Here is an 18,126-nt window from a genome sequence, read left to right on the forward strand (position 1 = left end):
GTACGACAGGCTGACACGCGCGACAGAGGCTGACGCGCACCACGGCGCTGATGCGTATGTGACCGCTGGACGCAGGATGTCCTGCGGGCCGGTGATCACCCCCGTCGGACGGGGCTAGGCGCCGTCGGTCGGCACGCGGATGTCCACCACGCAGACGTCGTCGCGCCGGTCCTCCTCCAGCACGGCCGCGAGCAGCGGGCCGAGTGAGCCGGGCTCTTCGGTGTGGTGCGTGACGAGGGCCCGCGCGAGCCGCTCGATACCGAGGTCGATGACCTCCGACGCGCGCTCCACGAGACCGTCCGTGTACAGCAACAGCCGGTCGCCGGGCTCCAGTCGGGTCTCGGCCTGCTCGAAGACCGGCGTGGTGCTCGCGCCGAGCAGCATCCCGCCGGGCCGGCCGAGCCGTTGTACCTCACCGGCGCGCAAGCGCAGCGGCGGGGGATGTCCGGCCTGGGCCCAGACCAGCCGGCGCTCGTCCGGGTGGTAGTGGGCCAGCACCATGGTCGCCGTGCCGTGTGGGTCGCGGGAGTGCAGCAGCAGGGTGTTGAGCCGGCTGAGGGCACCCGTCAGGGAGGAGCCGGTGATGACCATGCCTTTGGCGGTGAACCGGAGCTGGGCCATCGTGGCGACCGCGTCCATGCCGTGACCGGCGACGTCGCCCACCACGAACAGGGCGGTGCCGTCGGGCAGTTCGATGGCGCTGTACCAGTCGCCGCCGACGTGGATGCCCGACTGGGCGGGCAGGTACGTCACCTCGACCCGCAGCCCGGCCAGTTGCAGCGGCTTGTCCGGCAGGGGCAGCAGCGCGTGCTGGAGCCGGGCGGCCAGCGCCCGTTCGGCCTGGAGCGCTCCGTGCTGGGTGAGGTTCTCCTGTTCGCTCTCCACCAGGGCCAGTTCGGCGTTGCGCCGCGCCGTGAGGTCCTGGAGGAAGCCGTGCACCTCGACGGGCGTGCCGTGCAGGTCGGCCACCGCCTCGGCGACCGTTCGCAGATGACGCACGCCACGCGCCGTCCGGATCCGGAACGGCACGTCGGCCGGCCGCCCTTCGTGCACCAGTGCCCTGATGGCGCGGGTCAGGACCGGTACGTCCTCCGGCACCGCGAGGCCGGGCAGGTCGGAAATCCGCACCGGGCCGTCCGCGGGGTCGCGGTCGAGGACGGTGAAGACCTGGTCGGCCCAGGTGACGTCGCCGGTCGGCAGGTTCCAGCTGGCCCAGCCGAGGTTGCCCAGCCGCTGTACGTCCGCCAGCCGCTGCTCCTGGCGGTCCGGCGGGTCGTGCCGGACCCAGCTGACGACGAGGCCCTCGCCCAGCCGTGCGACGCGGACGGAGTAGGTGGACGGTTCGGAGCCGCCCGCCACCACGTCCTGGTGTGCGAGCGGCTCGCCCTCGTACGGCTTTCCGGCGCCGAGCACGTCCTGGCACCGCTGCCACAGCGACTCGTCGGCGATCGGCGGCCAGCACTCCAGGATGCGCAGTCCGACCAGTTCACGGCCGGTGCGCCCGACGACGTCGACGGCCTCCGGGGTGACCGCGTCGATGCGGTAGTCCTCGACGTCGCCCGAGGGAGCGCGCAGCGGGGTGAGCAGCATCGCCGCGCCGGGCAGGGTGTCGAGCACCGTCTGGACGGTCTGGGCGAAGCCCTCGGCGGCGGGTTGCGGGGCGGCGTCGAACGCCCGCAGCCGGCTCGCGCACAGCCGGACGACGGCCCGCAGATGGTCGCGGGCGCGGGGCGTGAACGGGCCGGGGTGGGTGCGCAGGACGCCGATGGAGATCTCGGCGGCGTCGACGGGCAGCCAGGCCCGCGACCGCCAGCGCTCGGGCGGGTTCCCGATGAGCAGGAACCGCTTCCGGTCCGCCGGGAGGTCCTCCAGCCAGCGCGCCTCGCGGGTGCGCAGCGTCTCCAGCGCGGCGACGCCGGTCAGCGGCGGCACATGGCCCCACTGTGCGGCCAGGGTGGCGTCGATGCCCGCGTGCCCGACCAGTTCGAGACCGTCGGCGGGAAGCCGGGCGAAGATCATGACCGCGTCGGCGCCGACGGTGCCGGCGAGATGCTCCAGCAGGCACCCGGCAAGCTCCTGCGGAGTACGAACCCCGGCGAGCGCCGCGCCCACCCGGCCCAGGGGCGCGGAGGCGTCGTCGGCGGGGTCGCGGGTGGGGCCGGGGAGGGGAGCGCCGGGCGGGGCGGGGGTGGGGGTGGCCGATGCGTCGGAGGTGGCGAGGACGGTGGTGTCAGGCGTGGCGGGGACGGGGCCGGCCGATGCGTCGGGAGCAGGGACGTCTCGGCCGCCGGGGACGTCGGCGTTCAGGCCGCCGGGTACAGGGGTGTCCGGCTCGTGGGACACAGGGGCGTCCGGCTGGTCGGATACGGAGGTGCCCCGCTCGTCCGGGGTTCTCGGCCTCGGCCTCGGGCCTTCCTGGGCCGGGACCGTCCGGGGGGACGAGTCGCCGCCGAGGGTGATCCGGCATTCCTCGATCAGCGTCCGGCCGCCGGCCCTCGCGCGTCCCAGTAGTTTTTCGTGTGCCGCCTCCGCCGAGCATCCGGTGAGCGCCATGACCGCGCCCTTGGCCCGCTCCAGGACGGCCGAGGGCGCCGCCAGGTCCCGCAGTCGCTCCAGCTCGGAGCGCCGTCCGGGTGCCGCGCCGGCCGGTGCGATGGTGTGGGACCCGGTGCCGTTCTCCGCCGGGATCGCGGGGTCGCTCGTCACGGGTCGAGCATCGCACAGGGACCCCCCTGAGAGCGCAAGGTCGGCCGGAGGGAATCCACTCGAAAGGGCAAGCCGTGGCCATGGCCGACGGCGCCTGTCCGGCGAAGGGGAGCACCTGGTGTGCTGCCGGGCGCACGCCAGGTCGGGGCGGGTTCCGGGAGCGCGCCCGAAAGCGGCCTTCAGCGGCCCGAGTTGTACTCCACCAGCGCGTCGGTGACCGCCCGTACGCTGCGCGCGATGTGTTGGAGTTGCAGCACCTCGGCGGCGTACAGCTTGATCGTGTGCTCGATGACCGACTCCGGCATACCCAGCCGCGGCAGATCGGCGCGGGCGGTCTGCAGGGCGGTCCGGGCGACCCGGATCTCCTGCTGGACCTGGATCTGCGCGTGCCGGGCGAGCAGCACGGGGTGGCGGATCAGCGCCGGGTAGCCGGCGTACCGGGCCGGTACCAGCTCGCGCAGCCACTTGGCCGCCGAGCGCTCCCAGTCGTAGCTGCCAGGGGCCTTGACCTGGCAGGGCCAGTCCGGGCTGGTGCGCATGGAGGTCAGGGGCATGATCATCGCTTCCGGTGTGCTGCGGTGCGGAGGTGGTCCACGGTGGTGGGGCGGTCCCGGCCTAGGGGATAGCCGGGACCGCCCCTACCGAACACCCAGGGCACCGATGCGGGTAGGGGACATCGGCTTCGGGTGTTCGTGCGGGTGCCCCGGGGAGTCGGCCTGTGCATGAGCGGATGGTCGTCTCTCCTCGGGCGGTGCGGATCCGCGAGCAGTATTTATATATGCCGTTCGCTTTGCAAGACGTATGAAAACATTCATGCGCGCTTTGAAATGAAAGGTCCCTTTGTAATGTCGTTCAGGTGGGCGCGGGCTCAGTCCCGCAGGAAGAACTGGTGCTGGTCGGAGATCTGCTCGTACGCCTCCAGCCGGGCCTGGGTGCGCTCCGGATCGGCGTCGGTCATGGCCTGGAGCAGCGCCGCCGCCATCACACCGGGCGCGGCGTAGGAGTCGAAGACCAGCCGCGAGCCCATGCCGGTGGCGAAGGTGACGTCGGCCTCCTCGGCGAGCGGCCCGAACGCCAGGTCGTTGAGCAGCGCGACGCGCAGCCCGGCGCCGCGCGCGAGGCGTACGGCGGCGAGCGTCTCATGGGCGTGCCGGGGCAGCGAGAAGGCCAGCACCCAGGTGCCCCCTGCCTCGCGGGCCTGCAGCAGCGCGTCGTAGGCGACCGTGCCGCCCCGCGTCACCAGCCGTACGTCCGGGTGGATACGGCGGGCCGCGTACGCGAAGTACTCCGCGAGGGAGGCCGAGATGCGCAGGCCCAGCACGGTCAGCGGGGCCGACTCCGACAGCCGTCTGCCGATCTCGACGACCTGGCCGGGGTCGGCGAGGTCACGGCGGAGGTTCTCCAGGTTCTCGATCTCGGCGTCGACCGCCGCCTGGAGTTCGTTGCCGCGGTCCTCCTCGGCGGGCGCGGGGCCACCGGCCAGGGTGCCGAGGGCGATGGCCTGGAGCTTCTCCCGCAGCGCGGGGTAACCGCTGAAGCCGACGGCGGCCGCGAACCGCGTCACCGACGGCTGGCTGACCCCGACCCGATCGGCGAGCTCGGTGATCGGCAGGAACGCGGCCTCGGTGATGTGCTCGATCAGGTACTGGGCGATGCGCCGCTGCCCCGGAGACAGCCGGGGCCGGTCGAAGAGTGCCCTGAGCTGGTAGGCCGGGGCGGCCTCTGCCTCCGGTGCGCCCTTCCCCGACGTGATGGCGGACGCCTGTGCGCGTGCCTGTTGCGGCGATGGCACCGGTGCGCCTCCTTTGCTTCCCACGAAGCTTCAACATAGCTCACACAACGTGGCGATCAGGGGTGCACACCGGTCACCGGGGGCACGCGCAACGGTGCGGTGCGCCGCCTCCCGCCACCACCTCCCGCCCCCTGTTCCAGGGGCTCACGGGCAGCCCGCGCGCGAGGGACACGGCCCCGCCCGCCGTGCCGGGCCCGGCAGGTGGACGACGGCGCCGGCGTCCCCTCCCGCATTCACCGGGGCGGCCGCGCGGAAAGGCTGACGGACGTGCACCTTCCGTACCAGCACCGTCCGTTGCACGACGGCAAGGCGGTCCGGCTGCGCGCGATGAGCCTGTACGACCACGAGATCCGCGCCCGCCGGGTCCGCGCCCGCGGTGCCCTGCTGCCGCCCGAGCACGGCGGGGCGTACGACAACAACTACGGCCCGATCTCCCTGTCCTTCCTCGCAGGCCCACCGGGTCAGCGGCGAGGAGGTCTTCGCCGAGGACGGCGACGCGCTTGCCCGCCATCTCGACGCCCGTCCTCACCGGCGGCGGCTTCGACATCGGCGGGCCCGTCTTCGGCAACCCCGACGAGGGCTGGCGTCACCTGGTCTCCTCGACGGCGCCGGAGGCGGACCCGGCCCCAGGGGCACCGGCGGGGCGGACCCGGATGTCTTCGCCGTGCGCTACGGGAGTCGGATCGGCCCGTACGCGCCTGCCTTCCGAGCAGGGCCCACGCGGTCCGACGGTCCGCACCGAGGCGTTCACCGCCCTGATCGGCGACGCGGCGGCCGACGCCCATGGCACACCGGAGCTGACGCTGGAACCCTGCTAGTCCCTCCTGGTCCCTCCTGGTCCGGGCTGGTCCGCGCTCACCACCAGGTCGGCACGGTCCCGTGTCGTCGCCACCAGTTCGGCATTGCGCCGGTCCGTGCCCATGACCCACGCCACCGCCTCCTCGTGGCCCTTGCCGAACTCCTCGTGCCGGGCGACGAGGCGGCGGATCCGCTCCGGCTCGGACAGCTCGCAGAACCACACCTCGTCCAGCTCCGGCCGGACCCGCGTCCAGGCACCCGAGTCGAGCAGCAGGTAGTTGCCCTCGGTCACCACCAGGCGGGCCTCCGGCGGGACCGGGATCGCACCGGCGATCGGCTGCTCCAGGACGCGCTCGAAGCCCGGCGCGTACACCACGTCGTCCCCGTCCTCGTGCAGGCGCCGCAGCAGGGCGGCGTACCCGGCCGCGTCGAAGGTGTCGGGCGCGCCCTTGCGGTCGCGGCGGCCGAGCCGGTCGAGTTCGGCGTCGGCGAGGTGGAAACCGTCCATCGGGACGTGGGCGACCCATGGCCGGCCGGAGCCGTTCAGCTCCCGCACGAGCCGCTCGGCGAGGGTCGTCTTGCCCGCGCCGGGGCTGCCGGCGATGCCGAGGACGGCCCGGCGGCGGTCCGCCGTGAGGTCACGGGCGCGGGCGAGGAGGTCGTCGAAGGTCACCGGCACACCTCAGAGTGTGTCACCCGGCCGCCACTCGTTCCCGAACAGGGGGCTCCCGTACGGCCGGTGTGGTCCGCGCCACCCACTGGACCCCGCCGCGCCGGGAAACCGTACCTGTATGACGGAACTCGGTCTTCCCGAAGACATCCTGGCCTGCCTCTTCGACCTCGACGGGGTCGTCACCAAGACGGCCGTTGTCCACGCCGCCGCCTGGAAGGAGACGTTCGACGCCCTCTTGCGCGAACGCGAGGGCGACGGCTTCCGGCCGTTCGACGCCGTCGCCGACTACGACGAGTACGTCGACGGCCTCCCGCGCGCGGACGGCGTGCGCACCTTCCTCGCCTCGCGCGGCATCGAGCTGCCCGAAGGCACCCCCGGCGACCCGCCCGACGCCCCGACCGTGCACGGCGTCGGCAACCGCAAGAACGACCTCCTGCTGGACAAGATCCGCACCGGTGGTGTCGAGGCCTACGACAGCACCTTGCGCTACATCGAGGCAGCCCGCGCCCAGGGCCTGCGCACCGCGATCGTCTCGTCCAGCGCCAACTGCCGTGACGTGCTGCGCGCGATCGGCGCCGAGGACCTGTTCGACGTCCGGGTCGACGGCGTCGTCGCGGCGGAGCGCGGACTGCCCGGGAAGCCGCACCCGGACACCTTCCTGGCCGCCGCCCGCGATCTCGGCGTCGAGGCCCGGCAGGCGGCCGTGTTCGAGGACGCGCTGGCAGGCATGGACGCGGGCCGGGCGGGCAGCTTCGGTTACGTCGTCGGACTCGACCGCGCCGGTCAAGCCGAGGCCCTGTACGCGCACGGCGCGGACCGGGTCGTACGGGATCTCGCCGAACTGGGGGGCAAGGAGTGATCACACAGGGGGCGTACACCGTCGAGCCGTGGACGGTGCGGGAGACGGACCTCAGGCTTGACGTGCTGGCACAGAGCGAGTCCGTGTTCGCGCTGTCCAACGGCCATGTCGGCTGGCGCGGCAACCTCGACGAGGGCGAGCCGCACGGTCTGCCCGGCTCCTACCTCAACGGGGTGCACGAGGTGCACCCGCTGCCGTACGCCGAGGCCGGCTACGGCTATCCGGAGTCCGGCCAGACGGTCATCAACGTCACCAACGGCAAGGTGATCCGGCTGCTCGTGGACGACGAGCCGTTCGACCTGCGCTACGGGCGGCTCGTCGCTCACGAACGCACCCTGGACCTGCGCCGGGGCGTGCTGGAGCGGGTCTGCGAGTGGACCTCGCCGGCCGGTTCGACGGTCCGGGTGCGCTCGACCCGGCTGGTGTCGCTCACCCAACGGGCGATCGCCGCCGTGGCGTACGAGGTGGAGCCCGTCGACAGCCGTACGCGGGTGGTGATCCAGTCGGAGCTCGTCGCCAACGAGAGCCTGCCCGAGCCGAACCGCGACCCGCGCGCCGCCAGGGCGCTGAAGTCGCCGCTGGAGCCGGAGGAGGACTTCGCCGACGGGGCCCGGCTGCGACTGGTGCACCGCACCCGGCGCAGCGGCCTGCGCGTCGCCGTCGCCGCCGACCACGTGGTGACCGGCCCCGAACGCACCACCACCGGCAGCGAGAGCAACGTGGACGTGTCCCGGCTGACCGTCACCTCCGTGCTCGACCCCGGTCAGCGGCTGCGGGTGGAGAAGCTGGTCGCGCACGGCTGGTCCGGCGCCCGCTCCCGGCCCGCGATGAGCGACCAGGTGGAGGCGGCGCTGGCGGCGGCCGCGCACAGCGGCTGGCAGGGGCTGCTCGACGAACAGCAGGCGTACCTGGACGACTTCTGGGCGCGGGCCGACGTGGAGGTCGACGGCGACGAGGAGATCCAACAGGCGGTCCGCTTCGCGCTCTTCCACGTCCTGCAGGCCGGCGCCCGCGCGGAGGGCCGGGCGATCCCCGCGAAGGGCCTGACGGGGTCAGGCTACGACGGTCACGCCTTCTGGGACACCGAGACCTTCGTCCTGCCCCTGCTGACCTACACCGAGCCCGGGGCCGTCGTCGAGGCGCTGCGCTGGCGGCAGACCACCCTGCCCGCCGCCCGCGAACGCGCCACCCAGCTCGGCCTGCGCGGCGCCGCGTTCCCGTGGCGGACGATCGAGGGCTCGGAGGGCTCGGCGTACTGGCCCGCCGGTACGGCCGCCTTCCATGTCAACGCCGACATAGCCGACGCCGTGGTCCGGTACGTGGCGGCGACCGGCGACCGCGACTTCGAGCGCGACACCGGGGTGGAGCTGCTGGTGGAGACCGCCCGGCTGTGGCGCACGCTCGGTCATCACGACCCGCGGGGCGCCTTCCACATCGACGGGGTCACCGGCCCGGACGAGTACAGCGCGATCGCCGACGACAACACGTACACCAACCTGATGGCCCGGGCGAACCTGCTGGCCGCCGCGGCCGCCGTGGAGCGCCACCCCGAACGGGCCGCGGGCCTGGACGTGGACGCCGAGGAGAGCGCCGCCTGGCGGGACGCTGCCCACGCCATGCACATCCCCTACAACGCCGGCCTCGGGGTGCACGAGCAGCACGCGGGCTTCACCCGCCACCAACGCTGGGACTTCGCGGCCACCGGCTCCGGCCAGTTCCCGCTGATGCTGCACTTCCCCTACTTCGACCTGTACCGCAAGCAGGTCGTCAAGCAGGCCGACCTGGTCCTCGCGATGTACACCTGCTCCAGCCACTTCGACGACGAGCACATCGCCCGCAACTTCGCCTACTACGAGCCGCTGACGGTGCGGGACTCCTCGCTCTCCGCCTGCGTCCAGGCCGTCATCGCCGCCCAGGCGGGCCATCTCGAACTCGCCTACGACTACACCGTCGAGGCGGCCCTGATGGACCTGGCCGACCTGGAGCAGAACACCCGCGACGGACTGCACATCGCCTCGCTGGCCGGTACGTGGACGGCGCTGGTCGCCGGTTTCGGCGGGATGCGCCGCGACGGCGACACGCTCCGGTTCGCGCCCCGCCTGCCCGAGCAGTTCAGCCGGCTGGCGTTCACGATCCAGCTACTGGACCGCCGGCTGCGCGTGGAGATCGCCCCCGACAAGGCCACGTACACCCTGCTGTCCGGGGCGTCCCTGACGATCGGTCACCACGGCGAATCCCTGAAGGTCGGCCCCGACACGCCCGCCGTCCGCACGGTCCCCCCGACGCCCACACGCCCGGCGCCGAAGCAGCCCCCGCACCGTGTTCCGAACGCCCGCTGAGCCGTTCGCGGGCGGCCTGCCCGGTTACGGCCGCGCGACCCGACGCGCACCCGGCCGGTCCGGGCGCTGCGCGGCGCGCTTCCGTGAGTTAGTTTTTGGTTGTTTTCCCTGATTTCCGCCCTCGTTCGCCGACCGGCGGGGGCGTCAGCAACCCGGTGAGCCGTGGGGGAGGGGCCCGGATCATGGCCGAGAGCGCGAGCGTCCCCCGCGCCCGGGACGTCTCCCTCCCCACCGCGACGCCCGAGTCGTACACCCCGGCGTCCGCTCGCCGGAGGCCCTACTGGCAGACCCTCCTGACCGTGGTGGTGCTGTTCGCCGCAGCCTGCCTGGCCGGGCGGCACTGGCCCGTGCTGGCGACCGGCGCCCATCGGCTGGCCGTCGCCGATCCTGGCTGGCTGCTCGCCGGCGCCGCCGCCGTCGCCGTGACCTGGCCGTGCTCGGCGCTCGCGCAGCAGGGCGCCGTTCCCCGGATGCTGCCCAGGAGGCGGCTGGTCGCCGCGCAGTTCGCCGCCTCGGCCGCCAACCACGTGCTGCCGGCCGGACTCGGCGCGGGTCTGGTGAATCTGCGGTTCCTCATGCGCTGCGGGCTCACCGCCGCCCGCTCCGCGACCGCGCTCGCCGTCAAGGCCACGGCGGGCGGAGCCGTGCGCGGCGCGCTGACCGCCGTACTCGTCCTGGCCTGCCCCGGTGTCCTGCGGCTGCCGCACGTCCCCGCCGGCTACCTGGCCGCCGCCCTCGGAGTGGCCGGGCTCGCCGCGCTGCTCGCCCGTCGGCTCGGGCTCCCGTGGCGGCGCACCCTGGCAACGCTCCTGGCGGACGTCCGGGCGATCCACGCCCGGCCAATCCGGGCGGCCGCGCTGTGGGGCGGCTCGCTCGCGTTCGCCGTGCTGCACGCCGGGGTGCTGATCGCCGTCACCCAGGCCGTCGGCCTCACCCTGCACCCGGCCGGCGTGGCCCTCGTCTACCTGGCCGCGAGCGGGGCCGCCGCCCTGCTGCCCACCCCGGGCGGCATCGGCTCCCTCGACGCGGCCCTCGCCTTCGGCCTCACGGCCGCCGGAGCGCCGGGCGCGGCGGCGGCCTCCGCGGTGCTGGGCTACCGGCTGCTGACGGTGTGGGTGCCGCTGATCCCGGGTCTGCTGGTGCTGGTGGTGCTGATCCGGCGCAAGGCACTCTGAGCCGGCCGGGGCGTCTCCTACGCGACGGGGACAGGCAGGTCCCCGGCCGCCGGGCCCCGACCGCCGGCTCGGATGCGCGGACCTCCTCGCGGCCGCGGCGGCTCCGACCGGCGGGCCGACCACGGGCAGCCGTGTCCGCACCCTCGTCACCGGTGACGGCTTCCCCGCGGGCCGGGCGAACGGACGGATGAGCCACCCAGGAGACCGTCGCGCCGCGCCGCACCCGACCCATGGTCTGAGTGCGGGCAGACCGAGCCGGGGAGCAGGCCCAGGCCGTCCGGCAGGAAGGTGAGCGGGCCGAAGGAGTCGGTGTGCGAGCCCTCGGCCCAGCAGTTGGCGCCGGCGCTGATCCCGCACAGCAGGGTGCCGCCGTCGCCGGCCTCCGTGAGCAGCCGGTCGACGTGGTGCGTGCGCCAGACGGCCAGGAACCGCTCCACGTAGGCGGGCGCGTCGCCGCTCGCGGTGGGGACGAAGCAGACCTTCGGCCCGGACGTGCGGGCGTGGCCGAGCACCCAGTCGTCCAGCAGCCCGTCCTCGTCGGTGGGGAAACCTCCGCCGAGCAGCGCCAGACGACCTGGGCGGGTGTCGGTCACGGGCACGCCTCCTGGGCGTGGCAGAAGAAAGCGCCCAGTGTGCCAGTGCTCAGGGCCGCAGCTGGCCCCGCCACTTGGAGATCTCCCTCACCGGATCTCCGGTGTACGACCAGGGAGTTCGCGTGAAGCGGCGGCCGAGCAGGCGCAGCAGTCCGGTGGCGACGTCCGTGGCGCCGGCGTGACAGGCGGCGTGCGCCAGGTAGTTGAGGTCGCGCAGCTCGACCGGGCCGACCGGGACGTCCGGGCGTTCCCGGATCCAGCGCTGCCAGGTGCGGCGTACGTCGTTGACGGCACCGTCGTGGTCCCAGTGCTGCCCGAGACCGACAGAGGAGTGCCGGCCCCGGGCGGCGTCCAGGGCGTATCGGAACTCCTCGACGCGGGCGTACTGCACCAGCACCGGCAGCGCGCAGCCCGGGGGGGCCACTCCGGCGGCGTCGCGGGCGAAGTCGTACATCAGGCCGTGGGTGCCGTGCCAGCGCGAGGAGTAGTAGTGCAGGACCTGGAGGTGGCCCTCGATGCTGTACGGGTCGCGCCGGTGCAACTCGGCCCACCAGCGGGCCAGCTCGCCTCGGCGGACCCCCTGCGGGTAGAGGCGGGCGACAGAGATCAGCGAGACCCACGGCGTCGGGTCCGCCGGGCCGGCCTCCGTGGCGCGCAGGCACGCCAGTACCGTGCCGTCGACGCGCTCCCGCTCGATCGGCACGCCCCGGCCCGCCGCGATGGCCACGTTGAACGCCCGGGCCGTCTCGGTCGCGGCCCGCAACACCAGCGCGTCCGCGCTGTTGGGTTCGGCGGCCAGCCAGGACTCCACCGCCGAACTGTCCGCACAGGCCTGGGCGAGCAGCCGTACCCGGTGCCCCCGCAGGGGCCAGTCGGAGCCGGTGGACCGCAGCAGTTCGCGCAGGCCCTGCCAGCGGCCGATGACGATGTCGTGGCGGGCCGCGGTGAGGTCCGCGTCCCCGCAGTCGGGGTCGAACTCGGGGGCGAAGCGGTCGCGCGCCATCGGGGTCTCTTTCAGAAGTCGGTGGAGAGACCCTCGTGGCTGCGGGCGTCAGCGGTGGTGCGGCCGCCGGGCGGGTAGTCCGGCGCGATGGCGCGGGTCGCGTCCAGCCGCTCCGGGCGGTAGTAGTCGCTGCCCCGGTGCCAGTACCACAGCATCGGGACCAGCCCCACGGCGAGCCCGCCGACGCCGATCGCGATCGCCGCCGCGCTCAACTCGCCCAGGGACTCGACGAAGATCCAGAACATGAAGAGCGAGCCGAGCAGCGGCCACACCCCGCCGAGCACGAAGTGCGTCGGCGAGCGCAGCAGCATCCCGCGGTAGGCGACGACCGCGGCCAGCCCGGCCAGGCCGTAGTAGACGGCGATCTGCAGTCCGATCGCGGAGATGGCCTGGGACAGGATGTCGCCCACCGAGCCCAGCGCGTTCGCGGCGACGAACATCGCCAGCGCCACCGCGCCGACCACGGCGATCGCCACCCACGGCGTGTTCCACCGGCGGTGCACCCGGCCCAGCGCGGACGGCATCGTACGGTCCCGGCCCATCGCGAACAGTGACCGCGTCACCTGGATCAGCGTCGTCTCCAGAGTGGCGATGGTGGACAGCATCACCGCCGCGACGATCAGCTTGCCGCCCCACCCGGGCCAGATCTCGTCGCCGAGCACCGCCAGCACGTCGGCGCCGTTCTCCTCGATCTGCCGGGTGGAGAGCACGATGTTGACCGCGATGGTGAAGACCATGAACAGCAGGAAGACGATCCCGATACCGATCAGGCCCGCCAGGCCCGTGGTACGGCGGCTGTTACGGGTCTCCTCGCTGAGGTTGCAGGCGACGTCCCAGCCCCAGTAGTAGAACGCGGCGACCAGCGCGCCCGACGCGAAGCCCGACAGGCCGTCGAAGTGGCTGAAGCCGAGCCAGGACCATTCGAAGGCGCGGGCGTTGTCCGAGTGCAGCAGTGCCAGCACCGCGAACACGGCCAGGATGAACAGCTCCACACCCGACATCAGCAGCTGCGCGCGCACCGTGAGCCGGGCGCCGCCCAGCACCACCAGCAGCATCACCAGGAACCAGCCCGCGCCGACCACCGAGGCGAGCGCCGTGTCGTTCGCCAGGTCCTCGTCGAAGAGGGCCAGGGTCATCGCCCCGGCGGGCAGCGACCCGGCCACCATGAAGATGGTCGCCGACACCACCAGCGCCCAGCCGCTGATGAACCCCAGGAACGGATGGAGCGTCCGCCCCACCCATGAGTAACTGGCGCCCGCGTTCACGTCGATACGGCTGAGATAGCTGAACGCCAGTGCGATGCCCAGCATGGGGATCGCGCAGTACAGCAGAGCCGCCGGACCCGCCAGCCCCACCGCCCCGAACAGAACGGCAGTGGTCGCGGCCAGCGAGTACGCCGGCGCGCTGCCCGCGACCGCCATCACCACGGTGTCGAACGTACCGAGGGCGCCTGCCTGAAGCCCTCTGCCCGTGCTCTTGCTCATGCCTGCGCTGCTTTCGCCTTGCACGCGACCAGGACGGAACGCCCCGGCGGCGTTTGTGGTGTGGGGGGTGAACCCGCCTTCGGCCGAAGAGGGATGACCTCGGGTCGGGGCGGCGAGGAACGAGAGGGTGGGCGGTGTCGGCCGCCCCGTCGTCAGACGGTCACACCGTGTGTGCGAGAGATGATAGTCCCGCGCGTCGGCCATGCAAGATTGACCTCTGCGGAAATCCCGCGGACTGCCGCTACGCCAACTCCTGCGCCTGTCAGGGACCTTGTCTCCCACGAAGCGGAACCGGTGTGTCGCCGTGCGGTCCGCCCCCGGAAGCGTGATTGGAGCGCGCCCTGCGGGAAACGCGGACAGGGACCGACGCCGAGATCGACGGGTCGGCGCAGCGCGACAGGGAGGCAGCCATGGGCAGTGCGGAAACCGGCCCCGAGCCGGAGACGGGCGACGCGACGGCCGACGACGTCTACCAGCCCACCGGGACCAACGAGGAGCAGGAGGACGCCGCGCCCCTCGACCTCCAGGACGCCGTCGACGAGCGCACGTACGACGACACCCTGGACGAGGGCTACTCGCCGCCGGAGAAGCCCCTGGGCGTGACCAAGTACGGCACCACGGCAGCCGAACAGCACACCGGCGAGACCCTCGACCAGCGCCTCGCCCAGGAGCGGCCCGACGGGGACGAGCCCGCCGGGGACGGCATCGGCGACCTGGCCGACGGCGCGGGCGAGCCCGTCGACCCCGAGGCGGGCAGTGAGCGCGCCGGGCGTCTGACGGCCCCCGACGAGGGGGCGCATCCGGACACGACGAAGGAGGCCGTGGCCGAGGACATGGGCATCGACGCCGGTGCGGCGGGCGCCGAGGAGGCCGCCGTGCACGTGGTGGACGAGGACCGCATGTGAACGCCCGGGCGGCCGTGCCGGATCAGTCGGCTATCCGGTCGATCTGGCGCAGCTTGTTCGTGGCGTCCAGGGCAGCCACCTTGTAGGACTCCGCCAGCGTCGGATAGTTGAATACTGCATCGACCAGGTAGTCGACGGTGCCGCCGCACCCCATCACGGACTGCCCGATGTGGATCAGCTCGGTCGCGCCCGTGCCGAAGCAGTGCACGCCGAGCAGTCTGCGGTCCTCGGGCGAGACCAGCAGCTTCAGCACGCCGTGCGAGTCGCCGATGATCTGGCCCCGGGCCAGCTCCCGGTAGCGGGAGACGCCGACCTCGAACGGCACCCGGTCCTCGGTGAGCTGGTCCTCGGTCCGCCCCACGAAGCTGATCTCCGGAATGGTGTAGATGCCGATCGGCTGGAGGTTGTGCATCTGCCCCACCGGCTCCCCGAAGGCGTGGTAGGCCGCAGCCCGGCCCTGCTCCATCGCGGTCGCCGCCAGCGCCGGGTAGCCGATGACGTCGCCGACGGCGTAGATGTGCGGCACCTGCGTGCGGTAGTGCTCGTCGACGGTGATCCGGCCGCGCGCGTCGGCGCTCAGTCCGCCCTTGTCCAGGTCGAGGCCGTCCGTGAGACCTTGCCGGCCCGCCGAGTACATCACCGCGTCCGCGGGGATCTTCTTGCCGCTCTCCAGCACCGTGAGTGCGCCCCGGGGATGCCGCTCGACCGCGGCGACCGTCTCGCCGAACCGGAACGTCACCGCCAGGTCCCGCAGGTGGTATTTGAGCGACTCGACGACCTCGACGTCGCACATGTCGAGCATCGCGGCCCGCTTCTCGACCACGGTCACCTTGCTGCCGAGGGCGGCGAACATGCTCGCGTACTCCATGCCGATCACCCCCGCGCCCACGATGACCATGGACCGCGGGACGCGTTCGAGCGCGAGGACGTTGTCCGAGTCCATGATCGTGCGGCCGTCGAACTCCACGCTGTCCGGCCGGGCGGGCCGGGTGCCGGTGGCGATCACGATGTGCTCGGCGCTGATCCGCCGCTCCTGGCCGGTGACCTCCTGCAGGGCCACGGTGTGCGGGTCGGTGAAACGGCCGGTGCCGGCGAACAGGGCGACGTGGTTGCGGGAGAGCTGGTTGCGGATGACGTCGACCTCGCGGCCGACTACGTGCTGGGTGCGCGCGATCAGGTCGGCGACGGTGATGTCCTCCTTCAGGCGGTAGCTCTGCCCGTACAGGTCGCGCTGGGTGAGACCGGTGAGGTAGAGCACCGCCTCGCGCAACGTCTTGGAGGGAATGGTGCCGGTGTGGATGGAGACCCCGCCGACCATGTCGGGGCGGTCGACGACGGCGACCCGGCGGCCCAGCTTGGCCGCGGCGATGGCGGCCTTCTGGCCACCGGGACCGGATCCGAGGACGAGCATGTCGAAGTCGGGCACCCTCGGAAGTGTGACAGCCCACAGGGCGTCTCCGTAAGGGCGGGACCGCGGTGAAAGGCCCCGCACGGCATCCTCCGATGCGCGGGAACAGGACACCGCGAAGACCTCCGCGGTGCGTATGCCAACTCCCGCGAGCCGTGGGGGAGTCGGGCCCGCGGACCCTCACGGTGCGCGGCCGGGCCGGTCGAACTCCCGTCGTCCGCGCGCAGGGTCTAGGGCAGCAGCTTGTCGAGCGCCGCGTCGCCCTCCTGGGCCAGCTTGCGCCGGGCCCACTCCAGGTTCTTCGGTGTGAGGTCCTTGCCCGAGGCAAGCACCACGTCCTCCGGCGACACGTCCGTGCCGGTACGGGGGTGGAGGAGGGCGTCCGGGGTGACGCTGTCCGCGGACGTCCGGGACGCGTCGGGCTGTGGCGTCGACATGATCTCTGCTCCTCCGGTCCGAGGCTCTGCTGCGGACCCGGTGAGGTCATCGGGTCCACTTACACCATTCATCGCCCGAGCACACCCTGCATCCGGAAGCGGGATCACCGGGCCCCCGCTCGTGATCGTGAGCGCGTGCGCACGCCGCCCGGCCGGGCATGTCGACAGCGGTGGAGTCAGCGCGGCCGCGCCGCCCCGGGAGCGAGGACGAGGATCGTGACGTCGTCGTGGATGCTCCGGGTGTGCCGGAGCAGGTCCTCCCACACGCGGTCGGGCAGCCCGGGGCGGCCGTCTCCGTAGAGCAGCGCCAGCCGCTCGGTCAGCGGGTAGAACACGCCGGCCGGGTCACGGGCCTCGAAGAGCCCGTCCGAGGCCAGGACCAGGCGGTCGCCGGGTTCCAGCGGGACGGTCCCCCCGCGCTGCGCGAGGGTGCCGCCGATACCCAGCCCCAGCGGCGTGCACGCCTCGACCGCGACGTCCGTGGCCGTGCCCCCGCGCAGCAGCACCGGTGGCGGATGCCCACAGGCCACCACCCGGACGGACCGCGCGTCGCGGGCGAACTCCAGCAGCACGGCGGTCGCGAAGAGATCGGCGTGCCGCTTCTCCGCCACGTCCAGCGTCAGTCGGCGGTCCAGCCGGCCGGCCACCGACTCCAGGTCGGGCTGGTCGAGCGCGGCCTCCCGGAAGGCACCCAGCAGCGAGGCCACCGTGCCGATCGCCGCCAGACCGTGTCCCTGGACGTCGCCCAGCACGGCACGCACCCCGTACGGCCCGTCCCGCACGTCGTAGAAGTCCCCGCCGACCAGCGTCCCGCGTTGCGCCGCCCGGTACAGGCCGGCGCAGCGCACCGGGCCGACCGCCTCGGGCAGCGGCGGCAGCAGCGCGCGCTGCGCGGCCTCGGCGATGGTGCGCTCCAGGTCGAGCTGCGCGTCACGATGGCTGCGCACGAAGGAGACGAACACGCTCAGCAAGGCGACGAAACCGATCGTCCACAGGTCGGTGTCGCCGGGCCGGTCCAGTTGGAGCGCCGGGATGTTCAGCAGCACGATCGCGCTCCCGCCGAGCAGCGCCGTCCCGAGCGGCCCGTACGACAGGACGGCCAGCGGAGGGATGGCGCCGAGCAGGAAACCGATGTCGAGCGGATCGTGGCTCAGGGTTGTCGCCGTTGTCACGCCGGCGATCAGCACGATCGGCAGCACCCGCACCCAGCGTGGCGGCGGCGCGCCCCGTAGCCAGCCCCGCCGGTCCGGGCGCCGGAGCGGTGACATCACGCGCGCCGTATCCACACCACCACGCTGCTACGCCCGGTCTGGCGCCGCACGTCGGCCGGGGTGCGGGTGCCGGGTGCCGTGCCGGCGGCGCGAGAAGGCTTCGCTCTCCTCGCCGGAGTGGCCGGTGGCCGACTTCCTGCCGCACATCGAGGGTGACAGGGCCTGGTTCCGCTGGTCGACGGCTGAAACCCGTGGGTGAGTCGTCCTGTTTCTGGTTTGACAACAGCTTTTCCGCGCATTCGGAAGGGGAACACAATTCCGACGGATGGGTGGAGGAGACGTGGGCATCATCGCCTGGATCCTGATCGGGCTTCTGGCCGGTGCGATCGCCAAGCTGCTGCTGCCGGGCAAGGACCCGGGCGGGATCATCATCACGATGCTGATCGGTGTCGCCGGTGGTCTGCTCGGCGGCTGGCTGGGGAAGGTCATCTTCGGCGTCGACTCGATCGACGGGTTCTTCGACCTGTCGACCTGGATCGCCGCGATCGTCGGCTCGCTCATCCTGCTCGTGCTCTACCGGGCCGTCACCGGCGGGCGGCGTTCGCACGCGTAGGGCTTGACCGCGGCAGGAGCGGGCCGCGGCCCGGGAGCCCCACAGGCGGGGGGCACGGTCTTCGTCTTCGGGCTCTTCCTCGTCTGCGGCTGTGTCCGCGTCCGTGTCCCGAGCCGCGCGCTGGTCCCTC

The 18,126-nt window shown here is 73.0% G+C and carries 15 protein-coding genes and 2 pseudogenes; 7 read left to right on the forward strand and 10 right to left on the reverse strand.

From position 1 onward, the window contains the following. Positions 1-114 precede the first annotated feature (114 nt). From AB0O67_RS08950 to AB0O67_RS08960, 3 genes are all read right to left on the reverse strand, one after another. Entirely contained in the window at positions 115-2,655 is a 2,541-nt protein-coding gene (locus tag AB0O67_RS08950) for a SpoIIE family protein phosphatase (RefSeq protein ID WP_365447757.1), read from the reverse strand. Positions 2,656-2,885: 230 nt separating this feature from the next. Further along, positions 2,886-3,266 (reverse strand): hypothetical protein, encoded by a 381-nt coding sequence (locus tag AB0O67_RS08955; protein ID WP_365447727.1) that lies wholly within the window; start codon positions 3,264-3,266, stop codon positions 2,886-2,888. A 308-nt stretch (positions 3,267-3,574) separates the two neighbouring features. Then, the gene (locus AB0O67_RS08960; RefSeq protein WP_365447729.1) at positions 3,575-4,498 is read right to left on the reverse strand and encodes a MurR/RpiR family transcriptional regulator; all 924 of its coding nucleotides are present in this window, start codon (positions 4,496-4,498) and stop codon (positions 3,575-3,577) included. Between the two features lie 300 nt (positions 4,499-4,798). Here AB0O67_RS08960 and AB0O67_RS08965 point away from each other — a divergent pair. Then, positions 4,799-5,021 (forward strand): annotated as a pseudogene (locus AB0O67_RS08965) (hypothetical protein); the annotation flags it as partial. Further along, the gene (locus AB0O67_RS08970) at positions 4,999-5,316 is read left to right on the forward strand and encodes a hypothetical protein (RefSeq protein WP_365447731.1); all 318 of its coding nucleotides are present in this window, start codon (positions 4,999-5,001) and stop codon (positions 5,314-5,316) included. The pseudogene AB0O67_RS08965 and the gene AB0O67_RS08970, both read left to right, overlap by 23 nt. On the opposite strand, the gene AB0O67_RS08975 is transcribed toward AB0O67_RS08970, so the two are convergent. Further along, positions 5,313-5,975, reverse strand: coding sequence for a nucleoside/nucleotide kinase family protein (locus AB0O67_RS08975; RefSeq protein ID WP_365447733.1), 663 nt, complete (start codon positions 5,973-5,975; stop codon positions 5,313-5,315). The genes AB0O67_RS08970 and AB0O67_RS08975 overlap by 4 nt on opposite strands. A 112-nt stretch (positions 5,976-6,087) precedes the next feature. Here AB0O67_RS08975 and AB0O67_RS08980 point away from each other — a divergent pair, with 112 nt between their 5' ends. From AB0O67_RS08980 to AB0O67_RS08990, 3 genes are all read left to right on the forward strand, one after another. Continuing rightward, complete coding sequence (locus tag AB0O67_RS08980) at positions 6,088-6,828, forward strand: beta-phosphoglucomutase family hydrolase (RefSeq protein ID WP_365447735.1); 741 nt, start codon at positions 6,088-6,090, stop codon at positions 6,826-6,828. Continuing rightward, positions 6,825-9,167 (forward strand): glycosyl hydrolase family 65 protein, encoded by a 2,343-nt coding sequence (locus AB0O67_RS08985; protein ID WP_365447737.1) that lies wholly within the window; start codon positions 6,825-6,827, stop codon positions 9,165-9,167. The genes AB0O67_RS08980 and AB0O67_RS08985 overlap by 4 nt, the downstream gene beginning before the upstream one ends. A gap of 182 nt (positions 9,168-9,349) precedes the next feature. Continuing rightward, the gene (locus tag AB0O67_RS08990) at positions 9,350-10,342 is read left to right on the forward strand and encodes a lysylphosphatidylglycerol synthase domain-containing protein (protein WP_365447739.1); all 993 of its coding nucleotides are present in this window, start codon (positions 9,350-9,352) and stop codon (positions 10,340-10,342) included. Between the two features lie 239 nt (positions 10,343-10,581). On the opposite strand, the pseudogene AB0O67_RS08995 reads toward AB0O67_RS08990, so the two are convergent. From AB0O67_RS08995 to AB0O67_RS09005, 3 genes and pseudogenes are all read right to left on the reverse strand, one after another. Continuing rightward, a pseudogene (locus AB0O67_RS08995) lies at positions 10,582-10,935 on the reverse strand (Type 1 glutamine amidotransferase-like domain-containing protein); the annotation flags it as partial. 49 nt (positions 10,936-10,984) lie between these two features. Then, positions 10,985-11,938, reverse strand: coding sequence for a hypothetical protein (locus AB0O67_RS09000; RefSeq protein ID WP_365447741.1), 954 nt, complete (start codon positions 11,936-11,938; stop codon positions 10,985-10,987). 11 nt (positions 11,939-11,949) lie between these two features. Then, the gene (locus AB0O67_RS09005) at positions 11,950-13,422 is read right to left on the reverse strand and encodes an APC family permease (RefSeq protein WP_365447743.1); all 1,473 of its coding nucleotides are present in this window, start codon (positions 13,420-13,422) and stop codon (positions 11,950-11,952) included. Positions 13,423-13,832: 410 nt separating this feature from the next. Between AB0O67_RS09005 and AB0O67_RS09010 the strand changes: the two genes are divergently transcribed. Next, a complete protein-coding gene (locus tag AB0O67_RS09010; RefSeq protein WP_365447745.1) occupies positions 13,833-14,327 on the forward strand; it encodes a DUF5709 domain-containing protein in 495 nt (164 codons plus the stop codon). Positions 14,328-14,349: 22 nt separating this feature from the next. On the opposite strand, the gene sthA is transcribed toward AB0O67_RS09010, so the two are convergent. From sthA to AB0O67_RS09025, 3 genes are all read right to left on the reverse strand, one after another. Next, positions 14,350-15,753 (reverse strand): Si-specific NAD(P)(+) transhydrogenase, encoded by a 1,404-nt coding sequence (gene sthA / locus AB0O67_RS09015; RefSeq protein ID WP_365447747.1) that lies wholly within the window; start codon positions 15,751-15,753, stop codon positions 14,350-14,352. Positions 15,754-15,965: 212 nt separating this feature from the next. Further along, entirely contained in the window at positions 15,966-16,172 is a 207-nt protein-coding gene (locus AB0O67_RS09020) for a hypothetical protein (RefSeq protein WP_365447749.1), read from the reverse strand. 176 nt (positions 16,173-16,348) lie between these two features. After that, positions 16,349-17,440: a PP2C family protein-serine/threonine phosphatase gene (locus AB0O67_RS09025; RefSeq protein ID WP_365447751.1), complete on the reverse strand. Its 1,092-nt coding sequence runs from the start codon at positions 17,438-17,440 to the stop codon at positions 16,349-16,351. A gap of 283 nt (positions 17,441-17,723) precedes the next feature. On the opposite strand from AB0O67_RS09025, the gene AB0O67_RS09030 reads away from it, so the two are divergent. Further along, positions 17,724-17,996 (forward strand): GlsB/YeaQ/YmgE family stress response membrane protein, encoded by a 273-nt coding sequence (locus AB0O67_RS09030; protein WP_365447759.1) that lies wholly within the window; start codon positions 17,724-17,726, stop codon positions 17,994-17,996. Positions 17,997-18,126 lie beyond the last annotated feature (130 nt).

Origin of the sequence: Streptomyces sp. NPDC086077 (genome assembly GCF_040686175.1) — a bacterium.
GTDB lineage: Bacteria > Actinomycetota > Actinomycetes > Streptomycetales > Streptomycetaceae > Streptomyces.

Coding starts and splice junctions, on each gene's coding strand:
- AB0O67_RS08955 (WP_365447727.1), bottom strand. CDS start 3,266: ATGATCATGCCCCTGACCTCCATGCGCACCAGCCCGGACTGGCCCTGC.
- AB0O67_RS08980 (WP_365447735.1), top strand. CDS start 6,088: ATGACGGAACTCGGTCTTCCCGAAGACATCCTGGCCTGCCTCTTCGAC.
- AB0O67_RS08990 (WP_365447739.1), top strand. CDS start 9,350: ATGGCCGAGAGCGCGAGCGTCCCCCGCGCCCGGGACGTCTCCCTCCCC.
- AB0O67_RS09000 (WP_365447741.1), bottom strand. CDS start 11,938: ATGGCGCGCGACCGCTTCGCCCCCGAGTTCGACCCCGACTGCGGGGAC.
- AB0O67_RS09005 (WP_365447743.1), bottom strand. CDS start 13,422: ATGAGCAAGAGCACGGGCAGAGGGCTTCAGGCAGGCGCCCTCGGTACG.
- AB0O67_RS09010 (WP_365447745.1), top strand. CDS start 13,833: ATGGGCAGTGCGGAAACCGGCCCCGAGCCGGAGACGGGCGACGCGACG.
- AB0O67_RS09020 (WP_365447749.1), bottom strand. CDS start 16,172: ATGTCGACGCCACAGCCCGACGCGTCCCGGACGTCCGCGGACAGCGTC.
- AB0O67_RS09025 (WP_365447751.1), bottom strand. CDS start 17,440: ATGTCACCGCTCCGGCGCCCGGACCGGCGGGGCTGGCTACGGGGCGCG.